Raw genomic sequence first — 21,576 nt, 5'->3', positions numbered from 1 at the left:
TCGTTGAGCATTCGGGCGCACACTCCACCTGACGACAAAGGAATCGAGAAGCCCTGCGGGGCTCACGGAGGTTATTCCCTTGGCTGCTGCTCGCAACGCATCCACATCCACCACCACCAAGAACGGACGCGGAGCATCCCGTCTTTCGTTCGCCAAGATCTCCGACACGCTGACGGTCCCTGACCTTCTCGCTCTGCAGACCGAATCCTTCGGATGGCTCGTCGGCAACGACGCCTGGAAGGCTCGTGTCGCAGAGGCCAAGAAGGCCGGCCGCACCGACGTGAACGAGAACAGCGGTCTCGGCGAGATCTTCGAGGAGATCTCTCCGATCGAGGACCTCGGCGAGACGATGCAGCTGTCGTTCACGAACCCGTACCTCGAGCCGGAGAAGTACTCCATCGAGGAGTGCAAGGAGCGTGGCAAGACCTACGCCGCTCCGCTGTACGTCGAGGCCGAGTTCATGAACCACCTCACGGGTGAGATCAAGACCCAGACGGTCTTCATGGGCGACTTCCCGCTGCAGACCGACAAGGGAACGTTCATCATCAACGGCTCCGAGCGCGTCGTCGTCTCGCAGCTCGTGCGTTCCCCTGGTGTCTACTTCGACAAGACCCCCGACAAGACGTCCGACAAGGACATCGTGTCGGCCCGCGTCATCCCGAGCCGTGGTGCATGGCTCGAGTTCGAGATCGACAAGCGCGACCAGGTCGGCGTGCGCGTCGACCGCAAGCGCAAGCAGTCGGTCACCGTGTTCCTCAAGGCGCTGGGCATGACCAGCGAGGAGATCCTCACGGAGTTCGCCGGCTACACCTCGATCGAGGAGACGCTCGCGAAGGACACCATCGTCACGAAGGAAGATGCGCTCCGCGACATCTACCGCAAGCTGCGTCCGGGCGAGCAGGTCGCCGCCGAGGCCGCCCGTGCGCTGCTGGACAACTTCTACTTCAACCCGAAGCGCTACGACCTGGCGAAGGTGGGTCGTTACAAGATCAACCACAAGCTGGGCCTCGACGCTCCGCTCACCGACTCGGTCCTCACGGTTCAGGACATCGTCGCGACGATCAAGTACCTCGTGCGTCTGCACGCAGGCACCGAAGAGACCTTCCCCGGCATCCGCTCGGGCAAGAAGGCCGAGATCCGCATCGCGACCGATGACATCGACAACTTCGGCAACCGTCGCATCCGCGCGGTCGGCGAGCTGATCCAGAACCAGGTCCGCACCGGTCTCTCCCGCATGGAGCGCGTCGTCCGCGAGCGCATGACCACGCAGGACATCGAGGCGATCACGCCGCAGACCCTGATCAACGTGCGCCCCGTCGTCGCCGCGATCAAGGAGTTCTTCGGAACGTCGCAGCTGTCGCAGTTCATGGATCAGAACAACCCGCTCGCGGGTCTGACCAACAAGCGCCGTCTCTCGGCTCTCGGCCCCGGTGGTCTGAGCCGTGACCGCGCAGGTGTCGAGGTCCGTGACGTCCACCCGTCGCACTACGGCCGCATGTGCCCCATCGAGACTCCTGAAGGCCCGAACATCGGTCTGATCGGTGCTCTCGCGACCTTCGCGCGCATCAACTCGTTCGGTTTCATCGAGACCCCATACCGCAAGGTCACGGGCGGCGTCGTCACCGAGGACATCGACTACCTGACGGCTTCCGAAGAGGTCGACTTCAACATCGCGCAGGCCAACGCCCCGCTCGACAAGAACGGTCGCTTCATCGAGAGCCACGTCCTGGCCCGCCCCAAGGGCGGTAGCGGCGAGGTCGACATGTTCCTCCCGGAGGACATCGGCTACATCGACGTCTCCCCGCGCCAGATGGTGTCGGTCGCGACCTCGCTCGTGCCCTTCCTCGAGCACGACGACGCACAGCGCGCCCTCATGGGTGCCAACATGCAGCGTCAGGCTGTGCCGCTGCTCCGCAGCGACTCGCCGCTCGTCGGAACCGGTATGGAGGGCTACACCGCCATCGACGCCGGTGACGTGCTCACGGCCGAGAAGCCGGGTGTCGTCTCCGAGGTCTCCGCAGACCGCGTCACCGTCATGCTCGACGAGGGTGGAACGCAGGACTACCACCTGCGCAAGTTCGACCGCTCGAACCAGGGCACGTCGTACAACCAGAAGGTCGTCGTCAACGAGGGCGACCGCGTCGAGGTCGGAGAGGTCATCGCCGATGGCCCCGCCACCGAGAACGGCGAGCTGGCACTCGGAAAGAACCTCCTCGTCGCGTTCATGACGTGGGAAGGCTACAACTTCGAGGACGCGATCATCCTGAGCCAGGACCTGGTGAAGGACGACACCCTCTCCTCGATCCACATCGAGGAGTACGAGGTCGACGCCCGCGACACGAAGCTGGGCAAGGAGGAGATCACCCGTGATCTCCCCAACGTCAGCCCCGAGCTGCTCAAGGATCTCGACGAGCGCGGCATCATCCGCATCGGTGCCGAGGTCCGCCCCGGCGACATCCTCGTCGGCAAGGTCACGCCGAAGGGCGAGACCGAGCTGTCGGCCGAGGAGCGTCTGCTCCGCGCGATCTTCAACGAGAAGAGCCGCGAGGTCCGTGACACCTCCCTGAAGGTGCCCCACGGTGAGCAGGGCACGATCATCGCCGTCAAGGAGTTCAACGCCGAAGACGGTGACGACGAGCTCGGCTCGGGCGTCAACCGCCGCGTCGTGGTCTACATCGCCCAGAAGCGCAAGATCACCGAGGGTGACAAGCTCGCCGGTCGTCACGGCAACAAGGGTGTCATCGCGAAGATCCTCCCGATCGAGGACATGCCGTTCCTCGCGGACGGAACGCCGGTCGACATCGTGCTGAACCCGCTGGGTATCCCGGGTCGAATGAACTTCGGCCAGGTGCTCGAGACCCACCTCGGGTGGATCGCGAAGCAGGGCTGGAAGGTCGAGGGAACCCCCGAGTGGGCTACCAAGCTCCCGAAGGATGCCTTCGAGGCCGCCCCCGGCACCAAGGTCGCCACCCCGGTGTTCGACGGTGCGAGCGAGGAGGAGATCGCAGGTCTCCTCGACGCGACCATCCCGACCCGCGACGGCATCCGCCTGATCGACTCCACCGGAAAGGCCCAGATGTTCGACGGCCGCTCCGGCGAGCCGTTCCCGGCGCCGATCTCGGTGGGCTACATGTACATCCTGAAGCTCCACCACCTGGTCGACGACAAGATCCACGCGCGTTCGACCGGTCCGTACTCGATGATCACCCAGCAGCCGCTCGGTGGTAAGGCGCAGTTCGGTGGACAGCGATTCGGTGAGATGGAGGTGTGGGCCCTCGAGGCCTACGGTGCCGCCTATGCGCTCCAGGAGCTCCTCACGATCAAGTCCGATGACATCCTCGGCCGCGTCAAGGTGTACGAGGCCATCGTCAAGGGCGAGAACATCCAGGAGCCCGGCATCCCCGAGTCCTTCAAGGTGCTCATGAAGGAGATGCAGTCGCTCTGCCTGAACGTCGAGGTCCTCTCGGCCGACGGCACGCTGGTCAACCTGCGTGACACGGACGACGAGGCCTTCCGCGCAGCGGAGGAGCTCGGCATCAACATCTCCAGCCGCTTCGAGGCCGCCTCGATCGACGAGATCTAAGGTCCAGGCCGCCGACTGAGCGTCACGCCCGGTCGGCGGCCCACCTCCCCGATTTCTTCAGAAGAATTCCTACACAGGAGAATTTGTGCTCGAGTCAAACACTTTCGATGAGCTTCGCATCGGCCTGGCCACTGCGGATCACATCCGCGCCTGGTCCTACGGCGAGGTCAAGAAGCCTGAAACCATCAACTACCGCACCCTGAAGCCGGAGAAGGACGGTCTCTTCGGAGAGCAGATCTTCGGCCCGTCCCGCGACTGGGAGTGCGCCTGCGGCAAGTACAAGCGTGTCCGCTTCAAGGGCATCGTCTGCGAGCGCTGCGGCGTCGAGGTCACCAAGTCCTCGGTCCGTCGTGAGCGCATGGGTCACATCGAGCTCGCCGCTCCCGTCACCCACATCTGGTACTTCAAGGGTGTTCCCTCGCGTCTCGGCTACCTGCTTGACATGGCGCCGAAGGACCTCGAGAAGGTCATCTACTTCGCTGCCTACATGGTCATCTCGGTCGACGAGGATGCTCGTCACCGCGACCTCGGCACGCAGGAGAACAACATCCGCCTCGAGCTGAAGACGCTCGGAGACCGCCGCGACGCGAAGATCGCCGAGCGCCTGGCTCGCCTGGAGGAGGAGCTCGCTTCCCTCGAGGCAGAGGGCGCCAAGGCCGACGCGAAGAAGAAGGTCAAGGACGCCGGCGAGAAGGAGATGTCGCTCATCCGCAAGGGTGCCGACGAGGCGATCGCTAAGCTCGAGCGCGTGTGGGAAGACTTCCGCACCCTCGAGGTCGGGGCACTCCGCCCCGAGGACGACGTCTTCCACGAGCTGCAGGACCGCTTCGGTCAGTACTTCGAGGCCTACATGGGCGCCGAGTCGATTCAGCGTCGCCTCGCGGCGTTCGACCTGGCTGCCGAGGCGGAGAGCCTGCACCTGCAGATCTCCGAGGGCAAGGGCCAGCGCAAGATCCGTGCGATCAAGCGTCTGAAGGTCGTCAACTCGTTCCTGGAGACCGGCATGAGCCCGGCCGCCATGGTCCTCGACGTCGTCCCGGTGATCCCGCCGGAGCTGCGCCCGATGGTGCAGCTCGACGGTGGCCGCTTCGCGACCTCCGACCTCAACGACCTCTACCGTCGTGTGATCAACCGCAACAACCGTCTTCGTCGTCTGATCGACCTCGGTGCCCCCGAGATCATCGTCAACAACGAGAAGCGGATGCTGCAGGAGGCAGTCGACGCACTGTTCGACAACGGTCGTCGTGGTCGCCCCGTCACCGGTACCGGCAACCGCGCCCTGAAGTCCCTCAGCGACATGCTGAAGGGTAAGCAGGGTCGTTTCCGCCAGAACCTGCTCGGCAAGCGCGTCGACTACTCGGGCCGTTCGGTCATCATCGTCGGACCGCAGCTGAAGCTGCACCAGTGTGGTCTGCCCAAGCAGATGGCTCTGGAGCTCTTCAAGCCGTTCGTGATCAAGCGCCTGATCGACCTCGGTCACTCGCAGAACATCAAGGCGGCCAAGCGTGCCGTCGAGCGCACCCGTCCCGAGGTCTGGGACGTGCTCGAGGAGATCATCCGCGAGCGTCCGGTGCTGCTCAACCGTGCACCCACCCTGCACCGTCTGGGCATCCAGGCCTTCGAGCCTCAGCTCGTCGAGGGCAAGGCCATCCAGCTGCACCCGCTCGTCTGCGCGGCGTTCAACGCCGACTTCGACGGTGACCAGATGGCTGTCCACCTGCCGCTGTCGGTCGAGGCTCAGGCCGAGGCCCGCGTGCTGATGCTCGCGTCGAACAACATCCTGAAGCCGTCCGACGGACGCCCGGTCACCCTGCCTTCGCAGGACATGATCATCGGTCTGCACCACCTGACCACGGTCAAGGCGGGCGCAGCCGGTGAGGGCCGTGCATTCGGTTCGGTGGGCGAGGCGATCCTGGCCAAGGACGAGGGCACCCTCGACCTGCAGGCCAAGGTCCGCATCCGCATCCCGGGTCTGACGTTCCTCGAGGGCGAAGCGCCCGAGGGCTACGAGCGTCACGGTCTCGTCGACGCGTCGCTCGGACAGGCGATCTTCAACGACACGCTTCCCAAGGGATACCCGTTCGTCCGCGAGCAGGCTGACAAGAACAAGCTGTCGCAGATCGTCAACAAGCTGGCCGAGGAGTACCCCAAGGTCGAGACGGCTGCGTCGCTGGACCGCATCAAGGACGCCGGTTTCTACTGGGCCACGCGCTCGGGTGTGACCGTCGCTCTGAGCGACATCCTCACGCCGCCGAACAAGGCTGAGATCGTCGCGGGCTACGAGAAGCAGGCCGCGAAGGTCCAGTCCCAGTACGAGAAGGGCCTCACGACCGACGTCGAGCGTCGTCAGGAGCTCATCAAGATCTGGACCGAGGCGACCGACGAGGTCCAGGCCGCGATGAAGGCGAACTTCCCTGAGGACAACACCATCAACCGCATGGTGTCCTCTGGCGCTCGTGGTAACTGGCTGCAGATCCGGAACATCGCCGGTATGCGTGGTCTGGTGAACAACCCCAAGGGTGAGATCATCCCGCGTCCGATCATCTCCTCGTACCGCGAGGGTCTGTCGGTTGCGGAGTACTTCATCGCGACGCACGGTACCCGTAAGGGTCTGGCCGACACCGCTCTGCGTACTGCTGACTCGGGTTACCTGACCCGTCGTCTGGTGGATGTCTCGCAGGACGTCATCATCCGCGAAGAGGACTGCGGCACGTCGAAGGGCCTCGAGCTCCCGATCGCCGCTCCGAACTCGCAGGGTGAGCTGGTGCGCGACGCGAACGTCGAGAACTCGGTGTTCGCTCGTACCCTGGCCTCCGACGTGGTCGACAGCAAGGGCGAGGTCCTCGCCTCTGCCGGCGACGACGTGGGTGACGTGCTCATCGACAAACTGGTCGCGCTGGGCGTCGAGAGCATCAAGGTGCGCTCGGTTCTCACCTGCGACTCCGCCGTCGGTGTCTGCGCGCAGTGCTACGGCCGTTCGCTCGCGACGGGTAAGACCGTCGACATCGGAGAGGCCGTCGGCATCATCGCGGCCCAGTCGATCGGTGAGCCCGGTACCCAGCTGACGATGCGTACCTTCCACACCGGTGGTTCCGCATCCGCAGATGACATCACGCAGGGTCTTCCCCGTGTGCAGGAGCTCTTCGAGGCTCGTACCCCGAAGGCCGCATCGCCGATCGCCGAGGCCGATGGCCGCATCACGATCGACGAGACGGACAAGGCCAAGAGGCTCATCCTGACGCCCGACAACGGTGACGAGGAAGTGATCTACCCGGTCCTGAAGCGTGCGACGCTTCTGGTCGAGGATGGTCAGCACGTCAGCGTCGGTCAGCCGCTCCTGGTCGGCACGCTCGACCCCAAGGAGGTCATGCGTGTCATGGGTGCCCGCGAGGTGCAGCGTTACCTCGTCGGTGGCGTCCAGGGCGTGTACCGCTCGCAGGGTGTGCCGATCCACGACAAGCACATCGAGGTCATCGTCCGTCAGATGCTCCGCAAGGTCACCGTCGTCGATCACGCCGACACGACCCTGCTCCCGGGTGAGATGGTCGACCTCAAGCGCTACCAGGCGATCAACCGCGAGGCAGTGGCAGAGGGCAAGCGCCCCGCGTCCGGCCGTTCGGAGCTGATGGGTATCACGAAGGCGTCGCTCGCGACGGAGTCGTGGCTGTCGGCCGCCTCCTTCCAGGAGACGACCCGCGTGCTCACCGAGGCTGCGATGCAGGGCAAGCGCGACCCGCTGGTCGGTCTCAAGGAGAACGTCATCATCGGAAAGCTCATCCCCGCCGGAACCGGTCTCTCGAAGTACCGCGACGTCACGGTCGAGGCGACGGAAGAAGCCAAGAGCGAGCGCTACCCGAACCGGATCTTCGCATCCGATGGTGCGTACGCTGACGGCGACTTCGGTTACGTCGACTTCGACGCGTTCTCGACGGACGACATCACGCCCGGTACGTACAACTGACGTACTGAGTGAGTAGAAGAAGGCCCCGGGCGATTCGCCCGGGGCCTTCTTCGTGCCCGGATGCCGGTGTCAGGCGTCCTGTCCCGCTTCTCGCGTGCACAACGTCGGAGATGCGTGGCGACTCGCCGACACAGAGGTCCTCAGCCTGGCGTGGCGTGCTCGGCATCCGAACTCGTGCCCGGGTTCAGGGTGCCTGCCGCGGACAGGGGAACGGGTCAGTCGAACAGGTGCGCGATGATGCTCGAGGTGTAGCCGGAGGGCGCGAGGTTCGAGTAGCGCGAGTCGATCAGCACGTCGTCGCGCCAGAACAGGGTGCGTCCGTCCGTGACGGGGTACTGCGTGTTCTGCCAGGTCTTCTCGCAGCGTGTGCCGCCGTCCGGGGCGAAGCAGGTGAAGCCCTCGTTCGCGACGAGGGCATTCAGCATGTCGAGGGCGGGCCCGCGGTTCATGAGCGAGATCGTGGTGACGAGTCGGGTGGTGTCGGCGCGAGGATCGGCCCAGATGCAGGTGAGGGTGCCGTCGTCCGCGACGCCCGACGGACCGAACGCCGCGTCGTTCAGCGGGATCCCGTCGAGCTGCGCGAGGACGTCCTCCGAGAGGATCGCCCGGCAGTCGGTCGGCAGAGCGATCGGTGCGGTCGTGGGAGTGGGAGATGCTGTGGGCGAGGGGCTCGCGGTGCCGTCCGGGGTCGAGGTCGACGACGGCTCAGGTGATGCGCTCTGCTCAGCGCTGCCGGAACCTGAGGGATCGCAGCCGGTCAGTACGGCGATGAGCAGAAGAGCCGCAGCGCCGGCGGCGAGTCGCGCGTTCATGCGCTCACCGTAGCGCCGGAGGGATTGGGGGAGCGGGAGGCAGACCGCGCCGCCGCAGATGCCGTTCGCGCGGTAGTGTCGGCGGAATGAGCGTTGATTCCTCCCGTGCGTCCGGTGCCGTCGTCGTCGGAGACGCGCTGATCGACGAGATCCGTGACGGTGCCGGTGTGCGCGAGCTGGTCGGCGGCGCCGCGCTGAACGTGGCCGTCGGCCTGCGCCGACTCGGAGTGCCGACGACGCTGATCGCGATGGTCGGCGACGATGAGGCGGGTGCGCACATCCGCGAGTACCTCGGGGATCACGATGTCAGGCTGATCGAGAGCGAGGCTCCGCTCGGCTCTTCGCGGGCGATCGTCGAACGCGGGCCGGACGGCGAGCCCGTGTACGTGTTCAATGAGGCGGCGCAGCGGCGCAGCATCCGCTATTCCGATGAGGCTGTGCAGGCCATGGCCGATGCCGGTCTCGTCGCTGTCAGCTGCTTCCCCTTCGATGTCCCCGCCGAGGTCGACGCTCTCCTGGCCGCTGCAGGTGACGCTCGTCTGGCCATCGATCCCAACCCGCGATCGGGCATGCTGAGCGACCGCGAGGAGTTCGTGCGGGGCTTCGAGCGTGCGGCCGCAGGAGCTGCGATCGTCAAGGTCGGCGCGGATGACGCGGCACTTCTCTACGACGGTGATCTCGACGGGCTCCGCGCGCGGCTGCGCGGCCTCGGCGTGCGTGCCGTACTCGCGACGGCGGGTGCCGACGGCGCCGCACTCGAGTCGGATGCCGGAGTGGTCACCGCTCCCATCTCGACTCTTCCGGGGCGGGTCATCGATACGGTCGGTGCCGGCGATGCGACGCTCGCGGCGGTGGCCGCAGGGCTCGCCGCTGGCACGCCGGAGCATGCGGAGGGGTGGCAGGAGCTGCTCGATAGGGCGATGGATGTGGCCGCGGCGACGTGTCGCGCGGAGGGTGGTCTGCTCCGCACTCCGGAGTCTCTGGCGGACGCCGAGCGAGGCGTCTTCGGCAGCTGACGTCTCGATTTCTCGCGCCTGCCGTTCGCAGGTATGATTATCTATCGTGCCCCCGGTTGGCTGTCGAAGTTGGACGGGTGCGCTCTGGCGAGTTACCCAAGCGGCCAAAGGGATCTGACTGTAAATCAGACTGCATCGCATTCGGGGGTTCGAATCCCTCACTCGCCACCATGAGTTGTACGTACTTCTCGCAAGAGAAATCCAGGAAACTCGAAAAGCGAAGAAAAACGCCCCCGAATCGGGGGCGTTTTCGTTTTTCAGCTGCTCACAATCGTTCTGGGAGCTCTTCCCGCGGCTCAACCACAGTTCGAAGGCCTGTTCAACCGACTTCAGGGCACGCTGAAGTCGTCGGTGTTGTCAGAGTCGCTCCACCACGCGGGCTCGTCGCGAGAGGGAAGTACCTCGCCTCGCTTCAGGACCACGGCGGTCACTTCGCCGGCGCCGGGACTCACGCTGCCAGCACCTTCAACGATGAGAACAGGCATCCGCGGTGTGCGAAGGGCAGCAAGGAGGGCGTCACCGCGTGAAGCGAATGTGCCGGTGCGGTGTTGGCGCCCATCCAGCCGGTGCTCAAGGTGGAAGCTCATAGGCACATCGTATGTGGGGACAACCGTGCACCAGGGCCGAAGGACCGAAGCCATCGGGGCGATGCCTTAGGGCGTCAGATAGACCGGCCTCGCTAGGAATGCCAGCGTGTCCCACCGTCCGTCCAGGCAGCGGGGTCAGTGCTGATGAGTGGGTCGCGCTACTCGTCGAGGTTGGTGAGGAATGATCGGGTCAGCGCACCCATATCCGGTTGGCGAGCCTCAAAAGTTGTCTGAGCGCTCGGCACGAACCTCAGCGGCTGATCGAAACCATCGATAGTGACAGTGAGAGCGAACGGGCCCGGCCATGCTCGGCGTGGTTCGCGGTCAACGATGCCGAACGGCTCTTCGGTGCGTACGTCGCGGACGCCTCGGCGAGACACTGCGCGCGAGGAGAGATCGCGGGATTCCCGGCGCCCGGTGACACGCGCCGCTATGACGCGGTGCGATGTCACCAGCCCGACGCTGACCAGATAGGTCTCCATGTCGACATCCACGAAGACCGCTTCGACGGTGTCGCCTCCGGAGAGCAAGGTGAGGTTGGAAAGCAACTCGGAGTACCACGGAGGAACACTCCCGCGGTACATGTAGTCGTCTAGCAAGGCCTGGATATGGCGGTTACTGAACAACCAATCGTGCAGATCGGCCACACGCGCCTCGTCATCATCGCTCAGTGACGGGTGATCTAAGCGCATGGCGCCTCCTTCGTTCGGTTCTCAAACCGTATCGGAGGCCTCGGACACCTGTCAGAGCCGGGCGCTTCGCATCCAGAACGGCGCAACGAACAGATCGTCGCAGGACGAGCGGCGCACTCCAGCGGGGCACTTCGGTTGACGCACTACGCGACTACAGAATCTCAGACAGGCTCGGTCTTCACTCGATGGAGGAGTGTCACACTCCCTATACGACCACCCACTCGACAGACGTGAGGAGCGGGATCATGTCCCTGCAAGTGACGAAGAGCGCGAAGAACCCCGACGGCGACATAACGGGCCTGTGCGGGACGGGGTGGAGTCACTCCAAATCGACCGCGGTTGCGAACATCCAGCGGGACCGGACCGCCTACTATGTCTCCGTCGGCGGGCGCACCGTTTACGTGCGCGTCGGCGCACGCAACGGGCGGGACTACCTCACGACCGCCCCCGATAGCTACTCTCCGAACAACCTCGACAACCTTCCGGACTGCTAGCTCACAGCGACCGGCGTGCTTTGAGTGCGTCGACGTCCACACTCAGGGGGGAGTCGGCGTGGCACCTGGAGTGGGAATGAGGAGGTCGGGCGGAACCGCCGCAATGGTTCCGGCGAGACCCACGGCGATGCTTAGCGCCAACAGGATGAAACCGCCGCGGGTGATGCGTCCGCGCATGTTCAGCCACTGCTGGTCGGCTTCCAAGATCTCGAGCTTCGTATCGTCGAGGTGATATCTCGCAGCGAGGGGATGCATGCGTAACGCGCCATGCCGCGCCACTCGAACGTTGAGGAGAGGACCTTTCCGGGGGAACATCACGACCAGGCCGGCGACGGCCGCAGCGAAGGTAAGCACCAGCGCGACAACCGTCAGTGCGTTGACGTGGTCTCCGAGCCGAAGGGCACCGGCGATGCCTGCGGCTCCGATGAGCATCGCCCCCCGTTGCTCCATGGCGGTGGCGCGCTGCGCGATGTGAGAGATCTCGTGATCTAGCTCATCCGAGAGCATCTGCAGCTGGCGGCCCCGACCTCGAAGGTTGAGCACAGGGAGCTACTTGGTCGGCTTCTTGGGCTTGTCCAGCGGGGGTCGCTTCGTCCCGTAGTTCTCCTGCGCAGGAGACTTGTAACCCGTCTTCTTCCAGTCCTGGTTCGGCTTGGGAGCTTGTGCCGGAGGCTTAGCCATGGGTCGCCTTCTCGTTTAGCGGAGTTGTGGGATGCGTAGCTCAGTAGACGAGTCCGCTGCGATCACGGAGTTATCCTCGCTCTGACAGTTCTGGTGCGCGTGTTCAAGCCTACTCAGCGCCACCGACGACGGCGCAGGTTCACCTCTCGCTCCGTCCGGAAAACGACGCTGTCCCGATATCTGCAATGCAGCCTGTCCCACGCTCGCACTGAGTGCGGGTCACGTGGCGTCGTCCGAGCGGTACACCGCAAGACCCACTTCCCGCAACGCAGTCGGGAACCGCGTGCGGATCTCCGCCGCGGTGTCACCGAGAAGCTCCAATGCCGCATCGCTCTCGGCGCACACCTCTGCGAGGTCTGGAAGAACCTGGGACGCAGCGGGGAAGGACGCTTCCCGTCCGCCGTCCGCCAGCGCGCTCCATAGGCTCTCCGCGGGAACCCCGCCCGCGATGCTCTGTGGGCGCCATTGATGGTAGTCCAGCGACCTTCGGCGATCCAGGTCCTCCCATCGCGGGTCTCTGCGCAAACGAAGGAGCGCTTCAGCAGAGGCCTGGAGTTCGGGGGCGTCTGCTTCGTCGACCGCGCCTCTGACGACGAGGAAGGCCCGTTCGCTGAACTGGATCCAGTCGTTGCGGTCTCCAGAGAACGGATGGAAGCCGGCGTTGTTCTTCCAACGGTTCTCGATCCGTGCCCGGATGTCTTTGTGGAGCAGGCCGATGCGTAGGATCACGTTGGCCAGACCTGCGGCGGCCGCGAGCGTGTAGTACTCCTGCATCTCGGTGAGAGCGCGAACCGGCAGATGAACCTCGGTGTCCTCGGTCGCCAACCAGCGTCGCGCATCCAGGCTCAGAGTCAGCGCCAATCCGAGCTGCTCGCCGGCAGACGCCGCGCGGCCGAAGATTTCGATGGCCCGCCCCTCCTGCGCTCCGCTCAGCGTGGCATGCAGTTCGGCGGTGTGCGCGTTGCTCCCCACGGTCTGCCACTCGTTCGACGCATTGGCGATGCGCTTGTCGATCTCTGTCAACGCAACCGCCTGGTCCATGAACAGCGTGCGCATGATCGCTGAGACCTGAGTGCCCTCGAGGGGTTCGTGGTTCTCGGTCATTGGTTCTCCAGAGCTACGAGTTGAGGATCAGTCGTGTGAGGGGTTGCGTGACTAGCGGTTGCTTGTGGCGTGAGCGAAGTCAGAGGTGGGTCCATGTCGGTGGATCCCTCCCGAATAGGTGGTTCATGTCTACAGCAACCCATGCACGACTCGTGTTCGTGTTCGCCATCATTCTCGGTGGGATGGCCTTCGTCGAAGCCGAGAATGCCGCCGTAGACGAGATGGCGGAGATCGCCGTCGATGCCGTCCGCAGCTTCGACGCGGCCCCCGGCTTGGTAGCGCTGTCCCTGAGGTTCGAGCACAGCAAGGCAGCGAACAGCTGGGCGCCGAACACCCGACTTGGCGTGATGGTCGTCGCGCCTCAGTAGGCGCGACGGAACGCGGGTGGCCCCGCTGCGGTGGTCGACACAGTGGCGGACGAACAGCGACAGGCTGCCCGGAAAATCCAGGACTCCTGAGCGCGGCAGTCTGAGCACCGTCCGCCAAGGACCGCTGGCCGTTCTGATTCAGTGTCTAATTTGATACACCGCGGTCGGCGCCTTGAGACGTCCACCGGGATAGAGCGACTCTCGAACTGGGGTGACGAGGCGCCCATGGACTTTCCGGGCCACCTTAAGGTCGCGGCTCCGATGTGTCCTGGTCGCTGGAGGAGAATCGTTGAGTGAGCCACCATGTAACACCCAGCTTTCAGGCGATCCCGACGATCTATCGTCGTGAGCCAGTGCTGCTGCTCGCCACTTTCGAGGCGGAGGTCGTTGGCGCGAAGCTAGGAGATCGCCACGTTCGAGTCGCGCGCTCGACGGTGGAGACTCTTGCTAGCGAGTTTGGGTTCTGTCAGCTGGATAGATTCCTTACCGACGTTCCGAATGGAGTGCCGGACGCGCTGGTCGCATACAGCTCCTTAGGAATCCGTTTCGAGGGCGGGCGACGTGGTGTCAAGGTTCGCCATAGCGAACAGCCCTCGGAAGAATGGCAAGAGATCGCGAGCCGGCTGGGCAGGGTTCTCGTGATCGTTGCACAGCAGCGAACGCCAGCCGACTTCGATCTCCGCACGCTTCTGAGCTCACGGCGCGCATTCGGAGGATACGCGACCGCGATGAAAAGCGGGCAGGGAAGCACACGATATGTCTTCCTGGGTGTCGATGGCCGACGCGGGGTCACCACGACCGACAAGCATGTGTTCTTGGACTCGAACGTCCTAGTTCACCTCGAGAAGGTCGCCAAGGACGCCTCAAAGGATGCTGGGCGAGATCGGGAAGTTCAGCAAGTTGCTTCCGAGATTGCGCACGGAACTGTCCAGGGTGGGTTCGCCATCGCTGAGTTGAGTTGGGACCGTGAAACAGGAACCCGGAACTATGCGCGAGCAGCGAGCCTTGGTGCGACCGTCGACGCCTGGTTCGGAGAAGGGAGTATCGCTCGGACTCAGGATCTAACTGAAGTGCGTGCTCACTACCGCGAAGCTCTGGCGAACCATATGCGCACGCCGGGCGGCCTGGGCGAATCGCAGTACGAAGTTCAGCTCGCGTACTACGTTTGCTTGCTCAAGATCTTTCAACTGTGGCGTCGTACCGCCGGACAGTTCCGCGCAGTTCAACGGTTGGACCTGTTCGAAGAGTTTGCTCGATGGATGTTGGACGAGGTCGGCTACAACCTCAGCTACCCGCTGCGCGTGGCGTTTGATCGGTTCGTCGGTAGTCAACGAGGGGACCGAGTTGAATACATCGACAAGCTAATGAAATTCGGTCGCAACCCCTCTAGAGAACTGTGGGGGGCTGCATGGGATCTTGCCCACTTGTCCAGCATCGACCTGAGTATCAATCCAGATTTCAGAGGGGCTTTCTCGCCGGAAGACGGCGGCGTGTTGCTGGTGACGGACGACAAAGCGCTCCCGCTCTTCCGAGAGAGGTTGCGCCCACGGGGCCTCGTCAAAGACAACACCTACTCCCTGATGCTCATGGCCGCTGACACTGAGGTCGACAAGCGCCTAGACGACCACCAGCACCGGCTCGAGTCGATAGAAACGTGGATTCGCGAAGAGACCCTCTCAAGGCAGGTCGGGCCGCGACCCCAGGAGTACTGGGAACAGTTGGTGCAGAAGTGTGAGGCCGAGACTTTTGGGGGAGAAGCGGAGCATCAACGTGAAGGCGTCGTGCCGAGTGATCACAGCGTCGGCGAGCGCCAACGCGTCAGCTGGCTCAACAGGCTGATGCGGAGTATCACGGGCACTGGATGAGAACCGTTGCTCACCAAGTTGCCTCACACGGACGGCGAGCTTGATCCGCGGAACCATGTGCATCTATCCGACGGCCTTCCCTTGTGTACTGACGTGCGTGTGTAGAAGGAGTGCGAGAGCGCTGTGCCACCGGCCCGGCGGGCACCTTCAGCGATCAACACATCCGGGCGGTGTTCCTGAATGGTGTGGGAGCATCTGGTCATGCACACCGAGTTCGGGGAGTTCGTCGAGGGGGTGGAGCTTCCTGCAGTGCAGGGGACGCTGCCCGAAGGCAGAGAACTTGTCTTCCAACTCACCCCACGGATGAAAAGCCTCGAGTGGGCAGCACGCAAACGGCCCGAACTGTTCGGCGGTGCACTCCTCGCATTCGCGCAACGGCGATACGACGCCATGCAAGCGACGCCCGATCTGTTGCCCCCGCGCGCCTGGGGCGTGTTGTCGGTCATCCCGGCAACAGATCGACTTCGAACGACGCTCGGCGGAACTTGGGATCCGAGGGCCGCGCCGACCAACTGGCCGAATCACCTCTTTCTCGGCGTCGATGACATTGTTCAGGTCTGCTGGTTCCTTCGAGCCGGGCTACCCGTTCCTGCCGCGCTCATCGCGCGGAGACTGTTCGAGCGGTGGACACTGAACGTTGCCCACCAGTTCGGCCTCAGCCGGCAAGAGACCGAAAGCGAAGAGGCGTACATCACTCGCGTGTGGCTCACCCTGCGGCACCCGAGCCTGCCGGATGAGGCGGGCCGGTGGTGGGCGTGGTTGTCCGAGTTCCTGCACGCGCGCCCCGGTCACCCAGCGTTTGGCGACCGCGCGGCGCAGCCGCTGAGCCCCATTGCAACTCAAAACGTTGCTCACCACGACGCCATATCCGCCGTCGTCGACATCGTCTTGGGGTACATACGGGGAGGGATCGATCTCCTCGCGGAACAGCAAGGCATTGACGACGCGTCTCTGTCGCTACGCTCCGTGCACCGCGACATGACCATCGCAGAGCCGTTCGGACTCAGCTTCGCGTTCGTACCACTCGAGTACTTCGAGGCGTACAGAAAGCGATCCGAGCAATGGGTGCGTGGCGGTCAGGCCTACCGAGCTGACGTCACCGACGAGGTCTGGGGGTTGGTCGAAAAGACAAACTCCCTCATGACCGTCCGCGCCTTCTTGGAACGGCGCGGGCGGGCAATCGAACGAGCGCGAGGGGCATTCGATGATGAGAAAGCAGCATTGGGTGAGGAGTTCTCACCCGGCGACCTCGCATCACGCATGTTCCGTCAGCGCACCATCGCTGAGACGGCCCGACAGATCGTCCCGGACGCGAGCGGAGTGGAACGGGACGCACTGATCGTGGCGGCGCAAGCAGCGGACGGCGCCACTCACCTATGGCTGGAAGACTCCGACGACGCCGTTGGCTGCATCCGCGTCCTTCTCGAGCAGGTGGCGCGATTGCGCACCCACCGGCTCAAACCGGGACGAGCCCAGCGGTTGGAAGCGGCGGGAACGCCATCCTCGTCCCGGTGGCTCAGCGAATCGGGGTGGGGTCGGCTAGCCGTGCTGATGAGGGCGCTCAACGAGTACGCGCACCTCAGCATCCGTAGTCGGCGACGCGGCGCTGCAGCGTTGCTCCGTGAAGTCCAGTCCAACGTGGACGGCGAGGAGTCCCGGCGAGGGTCCGCTGTCAACGCAGCGTTCATGATCTTCGCCTTCGAGCTTTTCGACCGTCTCACTGACACCAACCCCGAGGTCGCGCGAGAGTTCAGTCGGCAGGTCACGCTCTTCGACCGCGACCTTCACCTAGAGATCATCGAGGAGTACCTGAACAGGGTCTTCACCAGACGCGCCCACGACTTTGGTGATCCTGACTACGGACGTGGGCAGTCTTCCGCACAGCGTTCCTGAGCATGATCCCAGAGCGGCTGAGTTGTGGGCGGCGCTAGCGAAGCGGCGGTGGCCGCGATGACCGACGCCAGTCGGGCCGATCAAGGACTTCAGCCGCATCGACGGAGGGTCGGTGCAAACGCAGGGATGAAAACACGGCGGGATGAGTACTACGACAATCCCAGGGCCCTAGAACTCCTGTAGAGGTGACCTGCCTCTTCGGAGGAGAAGATTCCTGAAAACGGCATAAGCCGCGATGGGCCGTCAACTCGCCGCCACCGTGGTGACGGCTCGCCACTACGGTGAATCGCAGGGGGTCGCAACTGGGCATCGAACCGGAGGAATCGCAAGGGAGGAGTCGCACTGCGTGGCGTCGGGCCGCAACTCGAACTAGCGACTGTCCGGCAGGATGTTTTCGGTCATATGGGATGATTGCCTCATGACCGAAGAAACCGGAGCGGCGACTCCCGCACAGACTCGAGCGACCATGACTCGCCTGGCTGGGCGTGGCTACGTGCAGCTACGACACATCTTCGTCCAACTGCCCGACTCAGACAAGCCTCGTGCGAGCATCGTCGGTCGAGCCGTCCACGAGCGCCGCCACCGTGCACTGCTGCTCTACCTCCTCCTCCTCACCTGCTGGCCCTGGCTGAAGGAGAACGAGAAGCCCCTCGCCGCGTCGGTCTGGATCCGTGCTCTTACGCCGCCGAAGGGTGGCGGGCTCACGTGGTCGCCATCCACGCTGTCGCGTGCGTGGCTCGACCTCGAGGAGATGGGGCTGATTGAGGAGCGCACGCGACAGGGACGGGCGACCACCATTATTCCCCGTCGCGAGGACGGAGCGGAGGAGTATGAAGTGCCTGGCGGTCGCACTGACAGGTGGAACACGTACTTCTCGATCCCCGACGCCTTCTGGAACGAGGAGATCTTCGCGAAGCTCTCGCTCCCGGGACTCGCCATGCTGCTCATCATCGCCAAGGAGACCAGTAAGAAGAAGGAGATGTACCTCCCGTACAACAAGGCGAAGGAGTGGTACGGGATCTCCGCGAAGAGCGCACAGAACGGCATCGCCGACCTCGACAAGGCGGGTCTGCTCCACCGGCGCGAAGAGCACCTACTCGCTCCGCTCTCGCCCACCGGATACACCGTACGGAACTGGTACTCCCTGAAGGGTGACTTCGGCAACGAGGCCCGCAAGGCGCAGGCGAAGCTGGCTGACAAGGAACGTCGCGCTCGGCTGAAGGCACGGGAGAAGCAGAAGAAGAGCCCCACATTCAAGGGAGAAAAGCCATGAGCGCAGCGAAACGCTCGGCTACCCGCCGCCGGACGGCGTACGCCGCAACCACCCTCGTGCTGGCCACGGGAGGACCGACGATGCTGGGGTTCGTCAGCGCGGTCGGACCGTTCTGGGCTCTGCTGCTGCTCCCCGGCATCGCAGCAATCCTCGCAGCCGCGATCATGCAGATCGTTCAACTGCACCGCGACAACAAGCGTCTTAGCTCCGAGGAGGAGCAGCGCACCGATGCCCGCCAGCGGTTCCGGGATGCGTTCAAGCCCCTCGCTGAGTACACCGCGAAACTTCCCTCGCACACGTACGCTGAGCGCTCACTCCTACTGCAGAACGTCGCGCAGGCGGCCACCATCTCGCTCTATATGCTCATCTCACCGCATATCAAGGACGTGCGCGCGAACGTCTTCGTGCTGGACGACAACCCGGACCGCATGACGTGGCTCTCCCACACGGGTCGCGGCACCACCCCACGCGCGTTCGAGTCCGGAACGGCGCGCGGTGATGCCGCTCTCGCGTTCGTCGAACGACACGAACCCGCCTTCTATCCGGATCTTACGACGCACAGACCCGATGGATACGAGGGGTCGATGGCGGACTACGAGACGTTCATCTCCGTACCAATCTGGGCCGAAGGCTCCGTTTACGGGATGGTCTCCGTCGACGCGCCACTGAAAAACACGCTCTCCATCGGAGACCAGTACCTCGTCGAGCTCGTCGCAGATCACCTGGCGACCGCGTTCGCCGTCGCCAACATGGAACCCCCTCCACCTTCGCCAACGTCGGAGGCCTCGGCGTAGACTGTGGGTATGTCCTTCGGAAAGGTACAGTCGACGCCGACCGGGTATGGCGTCATCAGAGTGAACGCGGTCAAGCCTGTTGTGCTTCCTCGTATCGACGTGCCCACGCTGACCCCGAACCCTGGCCCAAGCATCACTGTCGTCGGAGCGAACCCTCGGCGGTAGTGGAGACAGTCCAGTAGCGAGAACGGACCCCGCATGACGTATCGTGGCCCGGTAGCTGCAGGCTTGCTGCTGAACCGAAAAAGCGGTCAGTGTGGCGTGTGTGGTGAGAACCGCGCGCTCACCAAGACACACGTCCCTCCTCAGGCCGCGGGAAACACCGGCCCGGTGGAGCGAGCTGACGTGATGAACGGCGCGGACAGCGGGGTCGTCGCCGGCAAATGGTACATCGGCGGCATGTGGGTGCGCGGGCTCTGCGCAGAATGCAACTCCTTCGCAGGAGCTCAGTACGACACGGCCTATGGCGATTTCGCGACTCGCTTGTGGCAGTGGCTGCAGGTCGGTACACGCGTGGCGCTCCCGTCGACGCAGCCGGTCTCTCTCGCTCCCGGACGTGTGAGCCGGGCGATCCTCTCCGGCATGCTCGGCATCAGCCCGCACGTGCGCGTGTTGCATCCATCCCTCGCCGATCAGATGTACAAGGGTGGACCCGTCGCGCTGCCTGGCGGGCTGAGCCTGCGGGTAGCGATCTACCCCGGCAAGGCAGCGATGCTCGCAGGCCCCATGCTCACCGGTCTGTTGGACGGTTCGAGCGGCGCAATCAACACGCTCGCAACGGTTACCTTCCGTCCACTGTCGTGGGCGCTGGTCACGACTGATACGGACGACATGCTCGCGGCGCGCGGATGGATCGATGCGACCGACTGGCTTCGGTACGAAGACGACAGGGAGGCTCACGACCTGCGCTGGCTGGCACCGCACGGTCTCCCGGTCGTTCACACTATTCTCCATTCGCCCTCGAATGACGGAATGCAGCTGTACTCCAAGGACATCGCGCCCCTGATGCGTGGACGTATCCCCTGAATGTGGCAACGGAGAGAGTACGCGACGAGGTGCCACGCCTCACTCCGAGAGCGGCGGCCGGTAATGCGCCGTTCGGATGCTGTTTCGCGACACCCTCGGGATCCGCCTCCTTCACGCGGAGTGAAGAAGTACCGAACCAGCGCACTGGAGAACAGTCGTATCGGGCTATCGAGGCCCGGCCTAGAACTGATTGAGGAGCCTGCGCTATCGGTCAAGTGCGGCAGCCAGAGGATTACGTCGTCGTCCCCAGAGGGTCGGTTGTCGTTGCGGACCTGAACTACAGCGGAATCTAGCGGCCGGATGAGATCTACGTACAACTCACCGTCGAAAAGCCCCGAACAGCCTCAGGCGTCCGGGGCTTTCGTCGCGTCCGGGGCATTCGTCGTCTCCGGGGCGAAGAGGGCAGTATGGGTCGGGCGACAGATCATCCGGGGGACCGCTGTGGACGAAGAGGACCGGCGAGCGCTGCGCCGATGGGCGAGAGGCGCCCTGCAGTACTTCCTGTGCCTGTTGCCTCTCGGAGCCGCCGCCGCCGCCGTGTTCTTCCTCGTGGCGGGCAGTGTGAGAGTGGCCACGCACGGTGAGCTTCAGCACGCGGTGTTCGGGTGGGTGACGCAGGATCTCTCGCGCTACGAACCCGTTGCTTACCCCGCCACGGTCGAATTCGAGTATCAGCGCGCGTGGCATGATCCGATCGAGACCTCGTACGACTGGTGGTTGTTCGCTGCGAACAGCGCGATTCTGAGCGCCATCCTGACAGCGGTCCTGCTGCTCATCCTCGGCGTGCTCAGAGTCCGGCGGGCACTCCGCGAGTAGCCCGGCTACAGTCTGAGGCGAGTCGTCCACGAGAGAGAGGCATGCCGATGAGTGACCACGCGAGGCTGGCGCAGCTGGAGGCGGAGCACGTCGAGCTCGTACTCCGCCGGTTCGACCGCAGGGATGCCTGGGATCTGGGGCGCTCCATCGTGGAGAGGGCATTGGCCGAGGGCTTCCCCGTGACTGTGGATGTGCGCACGTCGTCCGGCATCCTGTTCCATGCATCTTTGCCCGGCGCGACCGGAGACAACGACGTGTGGGCGGCGAAGAAGGCCGCGACCGCCCTGCGGTTCGAGACCAGCACCGCGCTGCTCGAGATGCGTGTCGAGAACGGCGGACGCGACATGTACGAACCCGGATGGCTCGATCCCGTCGTCTACGCGGTCGCGGGCGGTGCCGTTCCGATCCGCGTCGACGGTGTGGGCGTCGTCGCGGTCGCCACGGTATCCGGCCTCCCGTCGGCGGATGACCACGATCTGGTGGTCGCCGGAATTCGCGACCTGGGACTCCTCGTCGCCCGCTGATGACGCCCTGGTGAGTCGGGACACGTGGCCCCGCGAACGCTCCCGAGACCGCGCCCTCACAGCCATTTCTGGACAGAGTGCAGATAT

The 21,576-nt window shown here is 64.3% G+C and carries 18 protein-coding genes and 1 tRNA gene; 13 read left to right on the top strand and 6 right to left on the bottom strand.

Features of this window, described 5'->3' with window-relative positions:
* The first annotated feature begins 79 nt into the window (after positions 1–79).
* Together ASF80_RS07325 and rpoC are read left to right on the top strand one after the other, a co-directional pair.
* Entirely contained in the window at positions 80–3,583 is a 3,504-nt protein-coding gene (locus ASF80_RS07325; RefSeq protein WP_056309351.1) for a DNA-directed RNA polymerase subunit beta, read from the top strand.
* Positions 3,584–3,668: 85 nt separating this feature from the next.
* On the top strand, positions 3,669–7,544 hold the full coding sequence (gene rpoC / locus ASF80_RS07320) for a DNA-directed RNA polymerase subunit beta' (RefSeq protein ID WP_056309349.1): 3,876 nt from the start codon (positions 3,669–3,671) through the stop codon (positions 7,542–7,544).
* Positions 7,545–7,759: 215 nt separating this feature from the next.
* On the opposite strand, the gene ASF80_RS07315 is transcribed toward rpoC, so the two are convergent.
* Positions 7,760–8,356 carry a hypothetical protein gene (locus tag ASF80_RS07315; RefSeq protein ID WP_056309347.1) on the bottom strand — a complete coding sequence of 199 codons (597 nt, stop codon included), beginning with the start codon at positions 8,354–8,356 and terminating at the stop codon, positions 7,760–7,762.
* Between the two features lie 86 nt (positions 8,357–8,442).
* Between ASF80_RS07315 and ASF80_RS07310 the strand changes: the two genes are divergently transcribed.
* Positions 8,443–9,372, top strand: coding sequence for a PfkB family carbohydrate kinase (locus ASF80_RS07310; RefSeq protein WP_056309345.1), 930 nt, complete (start codon positions 8,443–8,445; stop codon positions 9,370–9,372).
* Between the two features lie 86 nt (positions 9,373–9,458).
* Positions 9,459–9,543, top strand: a tRNA-Tyr gene (locus ASF80_RS07305).
* Between the two features lie 158 nt (positions 9,544–9,701).
* Here the strand turns inward: ASF80_RS07305 and ASF80_RS19025 are convergent.
* Together ASF80_RS19025 and ASF80_RS07295 are read right to left on the bottom strand one after the other, a co-directional pair.
* A complete protein-coding gene (locus ASF80_RS19025) occupies positions 9,702–9,959 on the bottom strand; it encodes a hypothetical protein (protein ID WP_056309343.1) in 258 nt (85 codons plus the stop codon).
* 158 nt (positions 9,960–10,117) lie between these two features.
* Complete coding sequence (locus ASF80_RS07295; protein WP_056309341.1) at positions 10,118–10,651, bottom strand: hypothetical protein; 534 nt, start codon at positions 10,649–10,651, stop codon at positions 10,118–10,120.
* 245 nt (positions 10,652–10,896) lie between these two features.
* On the opposite strand from ASF80_RS07295, the gene ASF80_RS07290 reads away from it, so the two are divergent.
* Positions 10,897–11,145: a DUF3892 domain-containing protein gene (locus tag ASF80_RS07290; RefSeq protein WP_056309338.1), complete on the top strand. Its 249-nt coding sequence runs from the start codon at positions 10,897–10,899 to the stop codon at positions 11,143–11,145.
* Between the two features lie 42 nt (positions 11,146–11,187).
* Here the strand turns inward: ASF80_RS07290 and ASF80_RS07285 are convergent, their stop codons facing one another.
* The 3 genes from ASF80_RS07285 to ASF80_RS07280 form a co-directional block, all read right to left on the bottom strand.
* Entirely contained in the window at positions 11,188–11,688 is a 501-nt protein-coding gene (locus ASF80_RS07285; protein WP_157520997.1) for a hypothetical protein, read from the bottom strand.
* A gap of 6 nt (positions 11,689–11,694) precedes the next feature.
* A complete protein-coding gene (locus ASF80_RS19510; RefSeq protein ID WP_268776018.1) occupies positions 11,695–11,826 on the bottom strand; it encodes a hypothetical protein in 132 nt (43 codons plus the stop codon).
* A gap of 219 nt (positions 11,827–12,045) precedes the next feature.
* A complete protein-coding gene (locus tag ASF80_RS07280; protein ID WP_056309334.1) occupies positions 12,046–12,930 on the bottom strand; it encodes a hypothetical protein in 885 nt (294 codons plus the stop codon).
* Between the two features lie 125 nt (positions 12,931–13,055).
* Here ASF80_RS07280 and ASF80_RS07275 point away from each other — a divergent pair, with 125 nt between their 5' ends.
* The 8 genes from ASF80_RS07275 to ASF80_RS07240 all read left to right on the top strand — a co-directional run bounded on the left by ASF80_RS07275 (position 13,056) and on the right by ASF80_RS07240 (position 21,489).
* Complete coding sequence (locus ASF80_RS07275) at positions 13,056–13,298, top strand: hypothetical protein (protein WP_157520996.1); 243 nt, start codon at positions 13,056–13,058, stop codon at positions 13,296–13,298.
* Between the two features lie 293 nt (positions 13,299–13,591).
* Positions 13,592–15,163 (top strand): hypothetical protein, encoded by a 1,572-nt coding sequence (locus tag ASF80_RS07270; protein ID WP_157520995.1) that lies wholly within the window; start codon positions 13,592–13,594, stop codon positions 15,161–15,163.
* A gap of 201 nt (positions 15,164–15,364) precedes the next feature.
* The gene (locus ASF80_RS07265) at positions 15,365–17,056 is read left to right on the top strand and encodes a hypothetical protein (protein WP_157520994.1); all 1,692 of its coding nucleotides are present in this window, start codon (positions 15,365–15,367) and stop codon (positions 17,054–17,056) included.
* A gap of 418 nt (positions 17,057–17,474) precedes the next feature.
* Positions 17,475–18,329 (top strand): hypothetical protein, encoded by an 855-nt coding sequence (locus ASF80_RS07260; RefSeq protein WP_056309325.1) that lies wholly within the window; start codon positions 17,475–17,477, stop codon positions 18,327–18,329.
* Positions 18,326–19,123: a GAF domain-containing protein gene (locus ASF80_RS07255; protein WP_082488212.1), complete on the top strand. Its 798-nt coding sequence runs from the start codon at positions 18,326–18,328 to the stop codon at positions 19,121–19,123. Before ASF80_RS07260 ends, ASF80_RS07255 begins: the two co-directional genes overlap by 4 nt.
* Positions 19,124–19,321: 198 nt before the next feature.
* Positions 19,322–20,149, top strand: coding sequence for a hypothetical protein (locus ASF80_RS07250; RefSeq protein ID WP_157520993.1), 828 nt, complete (start codon positions 19,322–19,324; stop codon positions 20,147–20,149).
* Positions 20,150–20,590: 441 nt separating this feature from the next.
* Positions 20,591–20,965: a hypothetical protein gene (locus ASF80_RS07245; RefSeq protein ID WP_056309319.1), complete on the top strand. Its 375-nt coding sequence runs from the start codon at positions 20,591–20,593 to the stop codon at positions 20,963–20,965.
* 47 nt (positions 20,966–21,012) lie between these two features.
* Entirely contained in the window at positions 21,013–21,489 is a 477-nt protein-coding gene (locus tag ASF80_RS07240) for a heme-binding protein (protein ID WP_056311899.1), read from the top strand.
* Positions 21,490–21,576: the final 87 nt, after the last annotated feature.

Source organism: Microbacterium sp. Leaf159 (assembly GCF_001423615.1).
Lineage (GTDB): Bacteria > Actinomycetota > Actinomycetes > Actinomycetales > Microbacteriaceae > Microbacterium.
Note: the sequence above shows the minus strand (reverse complement) of the source record. Positions and strands in the feature narration are given on the sequence as shown.